General features: G+C 65.4%; 14 protein-coding genes and 1 pseudogene. 8 read left to right on the top strand and 7 right to left on the bottom strand.

Annotated elements, in window-relative coordinates:
• Positions 1-56: 56 nt before the first annotated feature.
• On the bottom strand, positions 57-1751 hold the full coding sequence (locus tag NP552_RS21405) for a ShlB/FhaC/HecB family hemolysin secretion/activation protein (RefSeq protein ID WP_058541372.1): 1695 nt from the start codon (positions 1749-1751) through the stop codon (positions 57-59).
• A gap of 376 nt (positions 1752-2127) precedes the next feature.
• Between NP552_RS21405 and NP552_RS21400 the strand changes: the two genes are divergently transcribed.
• Positions 2128-2820 carry an OmpA family protein gene (locus NP552_RS21400; RefSeq protein ID WP_043864368.1) on the top strand — a complete coding sequence of 231 codons (693 nt, stop codon included), beginning with the start codon at positions 2128-2130 and terminating at the stop codon, positions 2818-2820.
• Between the two features lie 74 nt (positions 2821-2894).
• On the opposite strand, the gene NP552_RS21395 is transcribed toward NP552_RS21400, so the two are convergent.
• Genes NP552_RS21395 through NP552_RS21385 form a run of 3 tightly spaced genes read right to left on the bottom strand, consistent with a single transcriptional unit; the run spans position 2895 to position 6229 of the window.
• Positions 2895-3788: an acyltransferase gene (locus NP552_RS21395; protein WP_054916274.1), complete on the bottom strand. Its 894-nt coding sequence runs from the start codon at positions 3786-3788 to the stop codon at positions 2895-2897.
• 2 nt (positions 3789-3790) lie between these two features.
• Positions 3791-5887 (bottom strand): phosphate acetyltransferase, encoded by a 2097-nt coding sequence (gene pta / locus NP552_RS21390; protein WP_043864370.1) that lies wholly within the window; start codon positions 5885-5887, stop codon positions 3791-3793.
• Between the two features lie 33 nt (positions 5888-5920).
• Complete coding sequence (locus NP552_RS21385) at positions 5921-6229, bottom strand: DUF3565 domain-containing protein (protein WP_043864371.1); 309 nt, start codon at positions 6227-6229, stop codon at positions 5921-5923.
• Between NP552_RS21385 and NP552_RS21380 the strand changes: the two genes are divergently transcribed.
• From NP552_RS21380 to NP552_RS21370, 3 genes are all read left to right on the top strand, one after another.
• Complete coding sequence (locus NP552_RS21380; RefSeq protein WP_043864372.1) at positions 6228-6713, top strand: FKBP-type peptidyl-prolyl cis-trans isomerase; 486 nt, start codon at positions 6228-6230, stop codon at positions 6711-6713. The two genes, NP552_RS21385 and NP552_RS21380, sit on opposite strands and share 2 nt — an antisense overlap.
• 164 nt (positions 6714-6877) lie before the next feature.
• Positions 6878-7360 (top strand): glutathione peroxidase, encoded by a 483-nt coding sequence (locus NP552_RS21375; protein WP_043864373.1) that lies wholly within the window; start codon positions 6878-6880, stop codon positions 7358-7360.
• Between the two features lie 166 nt (positions 7361-7526).
• Positions 7527-8630, top strand: coding sequence for an NADH:flavin oxidoreductase (locus NP552_RS21370; protein ID WP_088515278.1), 1104 nt, complete (start codon positions 7527-7529; stop codon positions 8628-8630).
• On the opposite strand, the gene NP552_RS21365 is transcribed toward NP552_RS21370, so the two are convergent.
• Positions 8599-9819, bottom strand: coding sequence for a glycosyltransferase family 4 protein (locus NP552_RS21365; protein WP_123752897.1), 1221 nt, complete (start codon positions 9817-9819; stop codon positions 8599-8601). The genes NP552_RS21370 and NP552_RS21365 overlap by 32 nt on opposite strands.
• 55 nt (positions 9820-9874) lie before the next feature.
• Between NP552_RS21365 and NP552_RS26150 the strand changes: the two are divergent.
• Both NP552_RS26150 and NP552_RS26145 read left to right on the top strand, forming a co-directional pair.
• Positions 9875-10768 (top strand): annotated as a pseudogene (locus NP552_RS26150) (PAS domain-containing protein); the annotation flags it as partial.
• Between the two features lie 111 nt (positions 10769-10879).
• Positions 10880-11311 carry a methyl-accepting chemotaxis protein gene (locus tag NP552_RS26145; protein ID WP_373870459.1) on the top strand — a complete coding sequence of 144 codons (432 nt, stop codon included), beginning with the start codon at positions 10880-10882 and terminating at the stop codon, positions 11309-11311.
• A gap of 51 nt (positions 11312-11362) precedes the next feature.
• Here the strand turns inward: NP552_RS26145 and cysZ are convergent, their stop codons facing one another.
• Positions 11363-12091 (bottom strand): sulfate transporter CysZ, encoded by a 729-nt coding sequence (cysZ, locus tag NP552_RS21355; RefSeq protein ID WP_054916276.1) that lies wholly within the window; start codon positions 12089-12091, stop codon positions 11363-11365.
• Positions 12092-12427: 336 nt separating this feature from the next.
• Between cysZ and trxB the strand changes: the two genes are divergently transcribed.
• Positions 12428-13390 (top strand): thioredoxin-disulfide reductase, encoded by a 963-nt coding sequence (gene trxB / locus NP552_RS21350; protein ID WP_043864378.1) that lies wholly within the window; start codon positions 12428-12430, stop codon positions 13388-13390.
• A 79-nt stretch (positions 13391-13469) separates the two neighbouring features.
• Here trxB and nadC read toward each other — a convergent pair whose 3' ends face one another.
• Positions 13470-14318: a carboxylating nicotinate-nucleotide diphosphorylase gene (gene nadC, locus NP552_RS21345; protein ID WP_054916277.1), complete on the bottom strand. Its 849-nt coding sequence runs from the start codon at positions 14316-14318 to the stop codon at positions 13470-13472.
• A gap of 249 nt (positions 14319-14567) precedes the next feature.
• Between nadC and NP552_RS21340 the strand changes: the two genes are divergently transcribed.
• Positions 14568-16742: a DUF1631 domain-containing protein gene (locus NP552_RS21340; protein ID WP_274097130.1), complete on the top strand. Its 2175-nt coding sequence runs from the start codon at positions 14568-14570 to the stop codon at positions 16740-16742.
• Positions 16743-16764: the final 22 nt, after the last annotated feature.

Below are 16764 nucleotides of genomic sequence, written 5' to 3'. Positions count from 1 at the left end.
AACTCCGGAAAATCGGTGCCCCTCCATCAGGGCACGTTAATCGGCTGGGGGGCCGGTCAGAAGAACGCGTCCATGCGCACGTAGATCGGGTGTTCACGACGTTCGAGGCTGTCGGGCCGCTGCAACGAGCGGGCAAAACTGACGCTGGCGGCGAAGTACTGCCCGCGCAGGTTCAGTTCCACGGCGTTGCCGCTCAGGCGGCCATGGGTGTCGGGGTTGTTGTGGTCGCCCTTTATCACGCCCACGTCGTAGGCCAGTGCCGCGCCGTACTCCTGCACGAAGGGCTGCAAGGGCGCCCAGCTCACCGGGCGACGCCAGCGCAACTGGTTGCGCCAGTAGCCGCCGCTGTTGCCGGTGAGGGTCTGCTGCTTGAACCCGCGTACCGAGTTGAGCCCGCCCACGCTGATGCGCTGCGGGCTGTAGAGCGGGTCTTCGCTGCGCTGGCCGGTGGCCAGGCTGTCGAAGCTGAAGGCTTCGCCCCACAGGGTGAACGGCTGCAGGTAGCTCAGGGTCAGGCTGTATTTGTTGTAGCGGGCAACCGGTTCGGTGCCGTGCGGGTCGCCCGCGCCCTGGGCGTCGAAGGCGCCGATGCCTTGCTGCCAGCCGGCGTCGAGGTTGAGGAAGGCGGTGCCGATGCGCCGCCCATGGTTCACGCCCAGCTGGCTTTCGCTCAGGCGCGTGCTCGACACGTCGATCAGGCTGTCGTCCAGGTAGTTGTTGGTACGCAGGTGGCTGATGCCGAAGTTGACCGCCGTCTTGCTCAGGGCATCGCGGTGTATCACGCGCTCGACGCGCAGTTGGTGCATCTGGCTGTCGCCATCGAGCTTGAAGGGAAAGCCGCTGGAATCGTCGCGGGTACGGTAGTAGCTCTGGTTATAGCTGTAGGTGAAGGTCCACCAGCCCCATGGCACGCTGTAGTTCAGGTACTGGCTGTCGGAGTGGCGCCAGTGGTCGCTGACCGCGTCCTGATTGGCCCTCAGGCTGAACTGATCGGCCAGGCCCAGTGGGCTGTCCCAGTCCAGGCCCAGGCCCATCTGCTGTTCACCGCTGCTGCGGTCGCCGTCATTGTTGCGCGTGGCCGACACGCGCCAGGGCTTGTCGCGCTGCCCCTGCAGCTGCACCCGGCTGCTGCCCACCTCGTCGCCCGGCACCAGTTCCAGTTGCGCCTGGCGCGAGGGCAGGCGGGTCAGCTGGTCGACCAGTTGTTCCAGTTCGCGCAGGTTCAGTACCTCGCCGGTGGTGCCGGGGAAGGCCATGGCCAGCTCGCGCGGGCTGGCCAGGCTGGAGCTGTCCAGGCTGTCCAGGCGCCCTTCGACGACAGTGATCTGCAGGGTGCCGGAGGACAGGTCCTGCTGGGGCAGGTAGGCGCGGGTTGTGATGTAGCCACGGTTGAGGTAGTGATCGGTGACCACCTTGAGCAGCGCATTGAGCTGGCCGACACCCAGGCACTGGCCTTCGTAGGGTTCGAGCAGACGGCGCTGCTCGCGCTCGCCCAGGTGCTCGGCGCCCTCGAGCACTATGTGACGGATGGTAAAGCAACGGGTGTCTTCAGGTGTGCTGGCTGGCACCTGGGGCGCAGCCCTGCCTGGGAGGCTTTGCAGCTCCTGCAGGCGTTTGCGCTGTTCCTGCAGCAGCCGCTCCTGGCGGTCGCGGATCAGGTCGCGGTCGCCTGGGGTTTGCAGCGGGTCGGCCGAGCCGAAAAACGGCAGCAGCGCCAGGCCGAAAGCCAGGCGACGGAAGAGGTAGAGCATGAGGGTGATCCATCACTCGTTATGCAAAAAGAACGTCTGTTTCCTACAAACGCGGCGCAGGATACTGCAAAAAAGCGTCGAGGTGATGGCTAATTGACGTCATTTTTGTAACGGGTGTAGGAGGTTTCCGGTTGCCGTGCATGGGCTGAACAGCGTCGAATTTGCAGGGCGCAGACGTGCACTCGGTTCTGACCGGTGCGCGTGATGAACATCCTGTTTGTTTGGGGGGCCGCCGGCTTCGCACTTTTCGGGTTTACCGTGGCAGCCAGTAGACTACAGTTTGTCCCGAGGGAATTTTTATCGCAGCTCGCGTTCCAAGCCTGGCAGGGAACCGCCGTCGGTCCGCTGCATACACGAATTCTGTAGGAGCTTGTCCATGTTCACCATGCGTCGTCTGATTATCGTCGCTACTGCTGCTGCCCTGATGACTGGCTGCGCCAGTCAGAACCCCTATGACAACCAGGGCCAGGCGCAAGGCTCCACCGGGATGAGCAAGACCGCCAAGTACGGCGGCCTGGGCGCATTGGCCGGTGCCGTTGCCGGTGCCGCCATCGACCACAACAACCGTGGCAAGGGTGCGTTGATCGGCGCCGCCGCGGTGGGCGCCGCCGCCGCCGGCTACGGCTACTACGCCGACCGCCAGGAAGCGGCACTGCGCGAGAGCATGGCCAACACCGGTGTCGAAGTGCAGCGTCAAGGCGACCAGATCAAGCTGATCATGCCGGGCAACATCACCTTCGCCACCGACTCGGCGAGCATTGCACCAAGCTTCTACGCGCCGCTGAACAACCTGGCCAACTCGTTCAAGCAGTTCAACCAGAACACCATCGAGGTGGTCGGTTTCACCGACAGCACCGGCAGTCGCCAGCACAACATGGACCTGTCGCAGCGTCGTGCACAGGCCGTGAGCACCTACCTGACCTCCCAGGGCGTCGACCCTTCGCGCGTGAGTGCGCGTGGCCTGGGCCCGGACCAGCCGATCGCGAGCAACGCCGATGCCAACGGGCGTGCGCAGAACCGTCGGGTGGAGGTGAACCTCAAGCCGATTCCTGGGCAGCAGTACCAGTAAATCTTTTCGCCAGCAATGCTGGCTCCTACAGGGGGCTCACGCCGTTGTAGGAGCCGGCCTTGCCGGCGAAGGGCTCACTGCTGGCGCATCCGCTCCAGCCGTTCATCCTTCTCTTCCCACAACCGGTTGATCCACTGCTGGAACGCCAGCCTGTAGGCTTCATCCTGGTCGTAGCTGCGTCCCAGGAATTCCTTGGGAATCGCCAGCGCCTCGAACGTCACCTCCACCCGCGCCACTCGCCCGCACAGCAGGTCCCAGAAGCCCGGTGTGCCCTGCGGGTAATGGATCGTCACGTTGATGATCGACTCCAGTTGCTCGCCCATCGCATCCAGCACGAAGGCAATGCCGCCCGCCTTGGGTTTGAGCAGGTGCCGGAACGGCGAACCCTGTTCGGCATGCTTGGCGGGGGTGAAACGCGTGCCTTCGGCAAAGTTGAAGATCGCCGTGGGCTTGCCACGGAACCTGGCGCAGGTACGGCGCGTGGTCTGCAGGTCCTTGCCCTGTTTTTCTGGGTGCTTGGCCAGGTAGGCCTTGCTGTAGCGCTTCATGAACGGAAAGCCCAGCGCCCACCAGGCCAGGCCGATCACCGGCACCCAGATCAGCACCTGCTTGAGGAAGAACTTGAGCGGTCGGATGCGTCGGTTGAGCACGTATTGCAGCACCATGATGTCCACCCAGCTCTGGTGGTTGCTGGTCACCAGGTAGCTGTGCTGGTAGTCCAGCCCGGCCAGCCCCTCGATGTCCCAGCGGGTGCGCCCGACCAGGTTCATCCAGCCCTTGTTGTTGCTGATCCAGGCTTCGTGGATGTGCCGCATCAGTTCGTCGGTGACGCGCTGCGCGGCGGCAAAGGGCAGGCACAGCTTGAACAGGCTGACGATGAACAGCGGTGTGCAGCACAGGATGGTGTTGGCGGCCAGCAGCAGCGAGCCGATGACTCCGCGCACGGGCGCGGGCAGAAAAGCGAGCATGGTCAGTTATCCAGCGAGCGGTTGGCCTGAATCGCGGTCAGGGCAATGGTGTAGACGATGTCGTCGACCTGGGCGCCACGCGGCAGGTCGTTGACCGGCTTGCGCAGGCCCTGAAGCATCGGCCCCAGGCTCACGCAATCGGCGCTGCGCTGCACGGCCTTGTGGGTGGTGTTGCCGGTGTTCAGGTCGGGGAACACGAACACCGTTGCGCGTCCGGCCACCTTGCTGTTGGGCGCCAGCTGGCGGGCGATGTCCTGGTTGGCGGCGGCGTCGTACTGCAACGGCCCATCGATCTGCAGGCCACGCTGGGTTTCCTGGGCCAGCAGGGTGGCCTCGCGCACCTTCTCGACCTCTTCGCCGCTGGCCGAATCGCCACTGGAATAGCTGATCATCGCCACCCGCGGGGTAATGCCGAAGGCTTCGGCCGAATCGGCGCTTTGCAGGGCAATTTCGGCCAGTTCGCCGGCAGTGGGGTGCGGGTTCATCACGCAGTCGCCATACACCAGCACCTGCTCGGGGAACAGCATGAAGAACACCGACGACACCAGGCTGCAGCCGGGGGCGGTCTTGATCAGTTGCAGGGCCGGGCGGATGGTGTTGGCGGTGGAGTGCACCAGGCCCGAGACCAGGCCGTCGACCTCGTCCAGGGCCAGCATCATGGTGCCGATCACCACCGGGTCTTCGAGCTGCTGCTCGGCCATCGGCGCGTTCAGGCTCTTGCTCTTGCGCAGGCTGACCATAGGCTCGACGTAGCGCTCGCGAATCAGGTCCGGGTCCAGAATCTCCAGCCCCTCGGGCAGGCTGATGCCCTGGGCGCGGGCCACTGCCTGTACGTCCTCGGGCCTGGCCAGCAGCACGCAGCGGGCGATGCCGCGGGCCTGGCAGATGGCGGCGGCCTGCACGGTCATCGGCTCGGCGCCTTCGGGCAGCACGATGCGCTTGTTGGCCTGCTGGGCTCGCTGGATCAGCTGGTAGCGGAACACCGCAGGCGACAGGCGCATCTCGCGCGGGGTGCCGCAGCGCTGGTTGAGCCAGTCGGCATCCAGGTGGCTGGCCACGAAGTCGGTGATGATCTCCGCGCGCTCGCGGTCGTCCACCGGGATTTCCTTGTTCAACTGGTTCAGCTGGTTGGCGGTGTCGTAGGAGCCGGTACTCACCGACAGCACCGGCAGGCCGGCCAGCAGGGCGCCCTGGCACAGTTCGAGGATGCGCGGGTCGGGCTTGCTGTCGCTGGTCAGCAGCAGGCCGGCCAGTGGCACACCGTTGATCGCCGCCAGGCTGACGGCCAGGATGATGTCGTCGCGATCACCCGGGGTCACCACCAGCGTGCCGGGCTTGAGCAGCGGCACGGTGTTGGCCACGGTGCGGGCGCAGATGATGATCTTGTTCATGCGCCGGGTTTCGTAGTCGCCGGCGTTGAGTACCTGGGCACCGAGCAGCTCGGCCACGTCGCGGGTGCGCGGGTCGTTGAGCCCGGCCTGGAACGGGATGCAGCCCAGCAGGCGGAACTCGCCGCTGCGCAGCAGGGGCGAATGCTCCTGCAGGCGGCTGGCGAAGGTGTCCATCGGTTCGTCGCTGCGCACCTTGTTGAGGATCACGCCCAGCACCTTGGGGTCGCGCGGGCCGCCGAACAGCTGGGCCTGCAGCTCGACACGGCCCGACAGCTCGGCCAGCACGTCGTTTTCCGGCGCCGACACCAGGATCACCTCGGCGTCCAGGCTCTTGGCCAGGTGCAGGTTGACCCGTGCGGCGTAGCTGGCATGGCGGGTCGGCACCATGCCCTCGACCACCAGCACGTCCTTGCCGATGCAGGCCTGCTGGTACAGGGTGATGATCTCTTCGAGCAGTTCGTCCAGCTGGCCATCGCCGAGCATGCGTTCCACATGCGCCAGGCTCAGCGGTTGCGGCGGCTTGAGGCCGTGGGTGCGGGCGACCAGTTCGGTGGAGCGTTCCGGGCCGGTGTCGCCGGGGTGGGGCTGGGCGATCGGCTTGAAGAAGCCGACCTTGAGTCCGGCGCGTTCCAGTGTGCGCACCAGGCCCAGGCTGATGGAGGTCAGGCCGACACCAAAGTCGGTCGGCGCGATGAAAAATGTCTGCATGCGAGCTTCTCGAAGTGAGCTGTTGCAAAAGAATCAATTGCCAAGGGTAGCGCTATCGACCCCCTGAGCGCACCAGCCGCAGGCAAATGGCTGGCCGATTCGTTGCTGGCGCAGGTCTGCGTCCAGCACCCAGCCACGCGACTGCCACGGCGGTTCGTGGCGCAGGTGCTGGGTATGCCCGCACGACAGTTCGACCACCCAGTGGCCATGCTCGTCCTGATGAAAACCCAGCACCCGGCTGGGAAAAGCGGCTTCCCGTTTGTCCGGGTTGCGTTCGCTTTCAGGCGATGCGTTGGTTACACTTGTTCGTTCTACATTCTTATGCAAAAGGTCTCGCCCCATGCCGATCGCCGCCAACAAGGCTGTCTCCATCGACTATACCCTGACCAACGACGCTGGTGAGGTCATCGATAGCTCCAACGGCGGCGCGCCGCTGGTTTACCTGCACGGTGCAGGCAACATCATTCCGGGCCTGGAAAAAGCCCTGGAAGGCAAGGATACCGGCGCCGAGCTGGACGTTGCCATCGAGCCGGAAGACGCCTACGGCGAATACCTGGCCGAACTGGTCAGCACCCTGAACCGCAGCATGTTCGAAGGTGTCGACGAGCTGGAAGTGGGCATGCAGTTCCACGCGTCCGCGCCTGATGGCCAGATGCAGATCGTGACCATCCGTGACCTGGACGGCGACGACGTGACCGTCGACGGCAACCACCCACTGGCTGGCCAGCGCCTGAACTTCAAGGTCAAGGTCGTTGCCGTGCGTGATGCCAGCGAAGAAGAAATCGCCCATGGTCACGTGCATGGCGAAGGTGGCCATCAGCACTGATTTCTGCGCTAAGCTCAGAAGGTCGCTAAGGCGCCCGGGCAAGTCTGTCGTGTTCTCCCAGGAGGCAGACGGCTTGGCCGGGCGCTTTTTTAGTGGGCAGCATTTGTTGCGCCAGCCGGGACCGATGCCGGTAACTGGCCGGGAACTGGAAAGGGGAGTACGTCATGAGTGCATTTCACGACCTGAAATTGCAGGCGCTGGATGGCCAGGAGTTGCCATTGGCGCCGTTCAAGGGGCAGGTGGTGCTGGTGGTCAATGTCGCCTCCAAATGTGGCCTGACCCCGCAATATGCGGCGCTGGAGAATCTCTACCAGCATTACAAGGACAAGGGCTTCAGCGTGCTGGGCCTGCCGTGCAACCAGTTTGCCGGGCAGGAGCCGGGCAGCGAGCAGGAGATCGCCCAGTTCTGCAGCCTGAACTACGGGGTGAGTTTCCCGCTGGGCAGCAAGCTGGAGGTCAACGGCCCGGAGCGGCATCAGCTGTACCGCCTGCTGGCCGGTGAAGGCGCCGAGTTCCCGGGGGATATCACCTGGAACTTCGAGAAGTTTCTGGTAGGCAAGGACGGCCGCGTGCTGGCGCGCTTTGCGCCGCGTACTGCGCCGGATGATGCCACGGTGGTGCAGGCTATCGAGAAAGCCTTGGCCTGACGTGCCCCTTCGCCGGCAAGGCCGGCTCCTGCAATGGATGCACCGTCGTATGCAGGAGCCGGCCTTGCCGGCGAAAAATCCACCCCGATCACCGCTATCAATAGTACTGGGGTCAGCGACAATCCCGCCCTATGCTCAGGCGCCATCCCTTTCCCAGGAGCGCCGAATGCCTGCTCAAGCCCTGTTCACCCCCTTCAAGCTGGGCGCCCTCGAGCTGCCGACCCGTGTGGTCATGGCACCGATGACCCGAACCTTCTGCCCCGGCGGTGTGCCTCATGCGCAGGTGGTCGAGTATTACCGCCGCCGCGCCGCTGCCGATGTCGGCCTGATCATCACCGAAGGCACTACCGTCGACCACCCGGCCGCCAACGGTTACCCCAACGTGCCGCGCTTTCATGGTGAAGATGCCCTGGCGGGCTGGAAGAAGGTCGTCGATGCCGTACACGCCGAAGGCGGCAGGATCGTGCCGCAACTGTGGCACGTGGGCAGCGTGCGCCGCCTGGGTACCGAGCCGGACGCCAGCGTGCCGGGTTACGGCCCCAGCGAAAAACTCAAGGATGGCCAGGTGGTGGTGCACGGCATGAGTCATGCCGACATCCGCGACGTGATCGAGGCGTTCGCCCAGGCTGCCCGCGATGCCAAGGCCATCGGCATGGATGGCGTCGAGATCCACGGCGCACACGGCTACCTGATCGACCAGTTCTTCTGGGCTGCGAGCAACCAGCGCAGCGATGAGTACGGCGGCGACCTGGCCGGCCGCTCGCGCTTTGCCATCGAGCTGGTGCAGGCGGTACGCGCCGCCGTAGGCCCGGACTTTCCGATCATCCTGCGCTTCTCGCAATGGAAGCAGCAGGACTACAGCGCCCGCCTGGTCGACAACGCCGAGGCGCTGGGCGAGTTCCTGCGCCCGCTGGCCGACGCCGGCGTGGATATCTTCCACTGCTCCACGCGCCGCTTCTGGGAGCCTGAGTTCGAAGGCTCGGACCTGAACCTGGCTGGCTGGACCCGCCTGCTCACCGGCAAGCCCACCATCACCGTGGGCAGCGTGGGCCTGGATGGGGAGTTTCTGCAGTTCATGGTCGACACCGACAAGGTGGCGCAACCGGCCAGCCTGGAGAAACTGCTGCAGCGCCTGGGCGACCAGGAGTTCGACCTGGTGGCCGTAGGGCGTGCCTTGCTGGTGGATGCCCAGTGGGCGGCCAAGGTGCGTGAGGGGCGCGAGCAGGACATCCTGCCGTTCAGCCGCGAGGCGCTGACGAGCCTGGCTTGACCAGCAGCGCCGCATCGACGCGGCGCTGAGACGGTGCCGGTGCCTGTTCGCAGGCGCCGCGCAGGTGCGCCTCGAACTGTTCGACGATGGCCGGCCAGCCCTGGCGGCTGGCATGCTGGCGGGCATTGAGGCGCACCCGGCGCAAGGTCTCGCTGTCTTCCAGCAGCCAGCTGGCGGCATCGATGAAGGCCTCTGCATCCCCCGGCATGGCCAGTGCGCCACTGTGCCCATGACGAATGTGCTGGGCTGCTGCGGCCTCGTCGTAGGCCACCACCCCAAGGCCGGAGGCCAGCGCCTCCAGCACCACGTTGCCGAAGGTTTCGGTCAGGCTCGGGAACAGGAAGATATCCCCCGAGGCGTAGTGTTCGGCCAGGCATTCGCCGCGCTGTACCCCGCAGAACACGGCACCTGGCAACTGCTGCTCGAGTGCGCCGCGCTGCGGGCCGTCCCCCACCACGATCAGGCGCAGGTTGCGCAGGGGGTAGGCCTTGCGCAGGGTGTCCAGGCACTGGCCGAGCAGGCCCAGGTTCTTCTCGGTGGCCAGCCGCCCCACATGCAGCAGGGCGATGTCGTCGGGCCCAAGGCCCCACTGGTCGCGCAAGCTCTGGCGGCGCCGGGCCGGGTTGAACAGGCTGCTGTCGACCCCGCGCGACAGCAGGGTCAGGCGTTCGAAGCCGCGCCGCTGCAGCTCCAGGCGCTGGCTGACGCTGGGCACCAGGGTGCTGTGGCAGCGATGGTGGAAGCCACGTAGGTAACGGGTGACCAGCCGCGTGAGCAGGCCGAAGCCGTACTGGCCGGAGTACTGCTGGAAGTTGGTGTGAAAGCCGCTGACCACCGCGATGCCCAGGCGCCGCGCCGCCCGCAGTGCACTCAGGCCCAGTGGCCCCTCGGTGGCGATGTACAGCACGTCCGGGCGGTCGCGGCGCCAGCGGCGCAGCAGCTTGTGCATCGACACCTGCCCCCACTGCAGGCCGGGGTAGCCGGGCAGGGGCCAGCCACGGCACAACAGCAGGTCGGCCTGCGCAGGGCCGGCGGCATCGCCGGCCTGGCGCGGGCGCACCAGCTCCACCCGGTGGCCGCGCAGGCGCAGGCCTTCGTGCAGGCGGCCAAGGGTGTTGGCCACGCCATTGATTTCGGGTGGGAAGGTTTCGCTGACAAGGGTAATGTGCAGGGCGGCGGGACTGGTCATGGGGGGATTTTCCGAGGTGCCGATTGCGCCCGGATGACAGCAAAATGACGGATACATGACGCCCGATCATTGGCGCTTTTGCGCTGTGAAAATAAGCTTGGCCGGCGCCTCAAGAATGCCGCATCGCCAGCCGATGAAGTTGCATTCGAATGAGACTTTCGCTCCAGGAGCGGTGATGTTCAACAGCAAACTGAAACAAGAAAATGCCAGGCTGCGCGAAGAGCTGATGACCATGGAGCAGGTCAAGTGCAGCCTGGACAGCGAGATGCTGGTGCTGCAACTGGACCCCCAGGGCCGTATCGAAGCGGTCAACGGCAACTTCGAGAAAGAGATGCGCTACAGCAGCCAGCAGCTGCTGGGCCGCAACATCGAAGAGATCGTGCCGGCGCATGTAAAGCCGCTGGATTTCTACCAGCGCATGAAACAGGCGATCAACCGCGGCGAGCACCTCAACGGCGCGTTTCGCCTGCTGCGCGGCAACGGCGAGGAAGCCTGGCTGCGCTCGATCCTGCAGCCGGTCAAGGGCAGCGACGGGCGCCTGCGCTACTTCACCCTGCACTCCAGCGACCTGACCCGCACCATCGAGACGTCACGCGAGCACGAGAGCCTGATCAAGGCCCTGATGCGCTCCACGGCAGTGATCGAGTTCAACCTCAATGGCGAGGTGCTGGCTGCCAACGACCGCTTCCTCAAGACCATGGGCTATTCCCTGGAGCAGGTGCGCGGCAAGCACCACCGCATGTTCTGCGAGCCGGAAGAGTACAACTCGGCGCATTACCAGCAGTTCTGGGAAAAACTGCGCCGTGGCGAGTTCGTGGCCGAGCGCTTCAAGCGCATCGATGCCCATGGCCGCGTGGTCTGGCTGGAGGCGTCGTACAACCCGATCATCGACGCCCATGACGTGCTGTACAAGGTGGTCAAGTTCGCCACCGTGATCACCGACCAGGTCAACCAGGAAGCGGCGGTGGCCCACGCCGCCGACATCGCCTACACCACGTCCCTGGACACCGACTCCAGTGCACGTCGCGCCACCGAGGTGGTGACCCAGACGGTCGAGGTCATGCGTGGCCTGGAGACGTACATGCAGCAGGCCGCCGACGGCATCGAGGCGCTGGACAAGCAGTCCCAGGTGATCGGTTCGATCATCAAGACCATCAGCGACATTGCCGGGCAGACCAACCTGCTGGCGCTCAATGCGGCCATCGAAGCCGCGCGTGCCGGCGAGCAGGGTCGGGGTTTTGCGGTGGTGGCCGACGAGGTGCGGCAACTGGCCTCGCGCACCAGCAGCGCCACCGAGGAAATCGCCCGGGTGGTGCAGCAGAACGCCCAGTTGGCCAAGGCGGCGGTCGACATCATCGACAACAGCAAGCGCCAGGCCGAAGAGGGCCTGTCGCTGGCCGGGCAGACCGGCACGGTGATCGTCGAGATTCAGGACGGGGCGCAGAAGGTGGTGGACGCGGTCGGCCAGTTCTCCAACCAGCTGGCGCCCTGACGGCGCGGTGGCGGCGGCCTTGCACCGTCGCCACCGTCGCCCCGGCAACCGTCAGCCGCGTTCGCGCACCCAGAACAGCGTGGCACCGGCGATGGCGGCAGGCATCATCACGATGTTCACGAACGGGATCAGCAGCACCAGGTACACCGAGCCGCCAAAGCCCAGGCTCTGCCAGCGCTTGGCACGCAGCCAGGCGAGCATGTCCTGCCAGCTCATCTTGTTGTTGTCTGCCGGGTAGTCGATGTACTGGATGGCCATCATCCAGACACCGAACAGCAGCCACAGCGGTGCGGCCACGATGTTGACCACCGGGATCCACGACAGGATGAACAGCGCCAGGGCGCGCGGCACGAAGTAGCCCAGCTTGCGCAGTTCGCGGCTCAGGGTGCGCGGCACCATGGCGGCCAGTTCGCCCCAGCTGAAGGCCGGGAACGGGTCGGTGCCACGTACCACCACCTCGACCTTTTCGGCCAGAAAACCGTTGAACGGTGCCGCGATGATGTTGGCCAGCATGGTGAAGGTGAAGAACACCATCAGCACCACCAGCACCACGAACAGCGGCCACAGCACATAGTTGAGAAAGCTCAGCCAGCCCGGCAGGGTCGGGATCAGCGAGTCCACCCACAGGCTGAACTGGTGACCGGCAAAATAGATCAGGCCCACGAACAGCAGCAGGTTGACCGCCAGCGGCAGCAGTACGAACAGGCGCAGGCCCGGGCTCAGGACCAGTTTCAGGCCCTCGCGCAGGTATTGGGGGCCAGACAGGACAGGGGCTTGCATAAAAGGCTCCGAGCGGTGGTAAACGCGCCGACCTTACCGAGTTTGACGCCTGGGCGAAAGCGCGGCGAAATGCGCGCAACCCCCGGTAACAAAACCCTGTCGATCATTTAATAGGCAAAGCGGCCGGTGCTCGGCAGGTGAATAGAGGTCGTCTATAAGGTGGATTGTCTAAGGATATTTCCTTAATCTCTGCCTCCTCGTTACAGTCGCACCAATTTCACGGTTTCCAGAACCTGCGGCCAATAGCCTTCCCCAAGTGCTTCGCGGGTTCTTTTTTATTCCAGCCGGTGCCCCCGGCGTCATGTGGCTGGCTCGCCAGCTCGACAGGAGCGTTTCATGTCTGAAGTTCGTCATTCGCGAGTGATCATTCTCGGTTCCGGCCCTGCCGGTTACAGCGCCGCCGTGTACGCGGCCCGTGCCAACCTCAAGCCGCTGCTGATCACCGGCATGCAGGCTGGCGGCCAGCTGACCACCACCACCGAAGTCGACAACTGGCCGGGCGATGCACATGGCCTGACCGGCCCTGCGCTGATGCAGCGCATGCAGGAGCATGCCGAGCGTTTCGAGACCGAAGTGGTGTTCGACCACATCAACGCCGTGGACCTGGCCAACAAGCCGTTCACCCTCAAGGGCGACAGCGCCACCTACACCTGCGACGCACTGATCATCGCCACCGGCGCCAGCGCGCGCTACCTGGGCCTGCCGTCGGAAGAGGCGTTCATGGGCAAGGGCGTTTCGGCCTGCGCGACCTGTGACGGGTTCTTCTACCGCAACAAGCCGGTGGCCGTGGTCGGTGGTGGCAACACTGCCGTCGAGGAAGCCCTGTACCTGGCCAACATCGCCAGCAAGGTGACCCTGGTGCACCGCCGCGAGACCTTCCGCGCCGAGAAGATCCTGATCGACAAGCTGCACGCCCGCGTGGCCGAAGGCAAGATCGAGCTCAAGCTCAACGCCACCCTGGACGAAGTGCTGGGCGACAACATGGGTGTGACCGGTGCGCGCCTGAAGAACAACGACGGCAGCTTCGATGAAGTGAAGGTCGACGGCGTGTTCATCGCCATCGGTCACACCCCCAACACCTCGCTGTTCGAAGGCCAGCTGGCGCTCAAGGATGGCTACATGGTGGTCAACGGCGGGCGTGACGGCAATGCCACCGCCACCAGCATCGAGGGCGTATTCGCCGCCGGCGACGTGGCCGACCACGTGTATCGCCAGGCAATCACCTCGGCCGGTGCCGGCTGCATGGCGGCACTGGATGTCGAGCGTTACCTGGACGGCCTGCAGAACGCTTCGTTCTGATTGGCCCCTTCGCCGGCAAGGCCGGCTCCTACAGGTTCATGCACAACCCTGTAGGAGCCGGCCTTGCCGGCGATGTTTCTTACAGGCTCAGGCGCATCGACAGGTCCACTGCCTTCACATCCTTGGTCATTGCCCCGATCGAGATGTAGTCCACCCCCGTCTCGGCAATTGCGCGCAACGTGCTTTCGCTGATCCCGCCGCTGGCTTCCAGCTTGGCCTTGCCGGCATTGAGGCGCACCGCCTCGCGCATTTCGTCCAGGTTCAGCTCGTCGAGCATGACGATGTCGGCCCCGGCCTCCAGCGCCTGCTGCAGTTCATCCAGGCTCTCCACCTCGATTTCCACCGGCTTGCCCGGCGCAATGCGGCGCGCCGCAGCGATCGCTTCGGCAATCCCGCCGCTGGCGGCAATGTGGTTTTCCTTGATCAGAAACGCGTCGTACAGGCCGATGCGATGATTGTGGCAGCCGCCGCAGGTCACTGCGTACTTCTGCGCCAGGCGCAGGCCCGGCAGGGTCTTGCGCGTATCCAGCAGCTTGACCTGGGTATCGGTCACCAGGTCGGCCAGGTGCCGCGCATGGGTGGCCACCCCCGACAGCAGCTGCAAAAAGTTCAGCGCGCTGCGCTCGCCGGTCAGCAGCGAGCGGGCCGGCCCTTCCAGGTGGAACAGTGCCTGGTTGGCCGTGGCCCGGTCGCCGTCCTTGACCTGCCAGTGCACCGCCACCCGCGGGTCGAGCTGACGAAACACCGCGTCCACCCAGGCCGTGCCGCTGATCACGCAGTCGTCGCGGGTAATGATGGTGGCCTTGGCCAGGCGCTCGGCAGGAATCAGCTGGGCGGTGATGTCGCCGCTGCCGACATCTTCGAGCAACGCACGGCGCACGTTGGCTTCGATTTCGGCGGTCAGGTCGGCGAGGCGTAGATTCGGCATGGTGGGCTCCACAAGCTAGGTGGCCGCGATTATAGGGCAGCCCGGGGCGGGCGTGCAGCAATCCGCCTTTGGTCGCAGCAAATGAGCATTTGCGCCCCATGGCGGTCTATCCACAGGCTGGCCGAAACGTACTGCACAGTTCGCTGGCAGGCCGCGCGTTTTTGCCAGATAATGCGCGCCTTGTAATTGGCGTCATGACTTTGACAGCCATTCAATCCACTTCGTAGCCAACCCAGCAAGGAGACCGGGATGCCCAATGACGGGAAGGTGGTGCCGTTCAAGGCGGCCACCGATCAGGCGTCACGCACGCCGTTCGCTCGTCTGCCGGTCATCCTGCTGCAAGTGCGCGACAAGGCAGCGCAGCACCTGCGCCAGGCGCTGCAGGGGCTGTTCGACAACGCCGACGACACGCTCTTCGAAATGGCCGACACGGCCGCCGACAACCATGACCGCAGCCTGTTCTTCGAAGCGATGCGCGACCTTCGCCTCAAGCGCAAGAGCATCGAGCGTGCCTTCCTCGACCTGTTCTATGACGCCTTCATCGATATTGCCGGCAACGACCCGACCGCGCCGTTGGCGCGCCGTGGCTACGACAGGCAGGCGCTGATGGCCGACGATGCGCGTGAGCGGGCCCAGGCCGTGGAGACGATGGTGGCCCGCGTGGCCACGCGTGACGGCTTCGCCCTCGGCCAACTGACCCTGCGCATGAACAGCCTGATCAGCCAGCGCCTGGACGATCGCGCCAACCCGCTGGGGCCGGCGCTGCTGTGCGAGTACTTTCTGCAGGCCGGGCGCAGCCTGGGCGTGGGCATCAAGGTCAAGCTGATACTGCTCAAGCTGTTCGAGCGTTACGTGCTGTGCGACGTCGGCCGGTTGTACGGCGAAGCCAACCAGCTGTTGAGCGCCACCGGGATCCTGCCCGACCTCAAGAGCGCGCCGGGCTGGCGCACCCCGGCGGCCGAACCGGCGCACCCGGCCGGCGATCCGGAGGTCAAGCCAGCCCCGCTGATGGCCGATGCCGGGGCGCAGGCTGCCTTCGCCTCGCTGCAGGTGCTGTTGTCCCCGGTGCGCGGTCGGGTGGCCCCGCGCCTGGAGCCCTATGACCGGGTGCAGCCGATCAGCAGGCAGGATCTGCTGCGCCTGCTCTCGCACCTGCAGCAGTTCGTGCCGGCAGCGGGGGAGGTGCAGGACTTCGACCTGCGCCACCAGCTGGAGCAGCTGCTGACCCGGGCCAGCGTGCAAAGTGGCAAGTACCGCAGGGTCGAGGTGATCGATGAGGATGTGATCAACCTGATCGCCATGCTCTTCGACTTCATCCTCGGCGATCGCAACCTGCCGCATTCGCTGCGCCAGTTGATCGCACGCCTGCAGATCCCGATGCTCAAGGTGGCGCTGCTCGACAAGAGCTTCTTCAGCCGCGCCACCCACCCGGCGCGCCGCCTGCTCGACGAGATTGCCGCAGTGGCGATGGGCTGGGGCGCGCGTGATGACGTGCAGCGCGACGAGCTGTACCTGCGGGTCGAGGCCATCGTGCAGCGCCTGCTCACCGATTTTGCCGACGACCCGCAGATCTTCGCCGAGCTGCTGGCCGAGTTCCTTGCTTTCAGTGCCGATGAGCGCCGCCGTACCGAGTTGCTCGAACAGCGCACCCGCGATGCCGAAGAGGGCCGGGCACGCACCGTGCTGGCGCGCCAGCAGGTTGAAAGCGAACTCAACCTGCGCCTGCTCGGCAAGTGCCTGCCGCAAGGCGTGGTACGGGTGATCGAGCAGGCCTGGAGCCAGGTGCTGCTGCTGGCCTGCCTCAAGCATGGGCGGGGTTCGACCCAGTGGCAGGACGCGCTGGCCAACATGGACCTGTTGCTCTGGAGCGTCGAGTCACACACAGGCGACGACCGTGCACGGCTGCTGGAGCAGGTGCCGGGCCTGCTCAAGGCCCTGCGCGAGGGGTTGACCCGGGTTGCCTACGACCCCTTTGCCACCAGCGAGTTCTTCGCCCAGCTCGAAGCGCTGCACCTGCAGGCTGTGGAAGGGGCAGGGCACCCCGGCCAGGCGCGTATCGAGCGGGTGCTGGTGCGTGATCGCATCGTGCTGCTGGGGCCGGAGTCGGTGGCGTCGGGCGGGCTGTGCTCCAGCCTGCCCGACGACGACCCGGCGCTGCACCAGGTGCGCGACCTGCGCCCGGGGGCCTGGATCGAGCTGCGCGACGAGGATGACGAGCCGGTGCGCGGCAAGCTGATCGCGATCATCGACAGCACCCACACCTACGTGTTCGTCGACCGTACCGGGCGCAAGCTGCGCGAATGGTCGCAGCAGGGGCTTGCCGCGGCGTTGAGCCAGGGCCAGGTACGCCTGCTCGATGCCACCCAGCTGTTCGAGCGTGCACTGGGTTCGGTGGTCAGCCAACTGCGCCAGCGCCAACCCTGAGCGCCCGCACTTTTTAACGATA

The organism is Pseudomonas sp. 8209, assembly GCF_028682105.1.
Taxonomy (GTDB): domain Bacteria; phylum Pseudomonadota; class Gammaproteobacteria; order Pseudomonadales; family Pseudomonadaceae; genus Aquipseudomonas; species Aquipseudomonas palmensis.
This window is presented reverse-complemented; position numbering and strand designations above follow the sequence as displayed.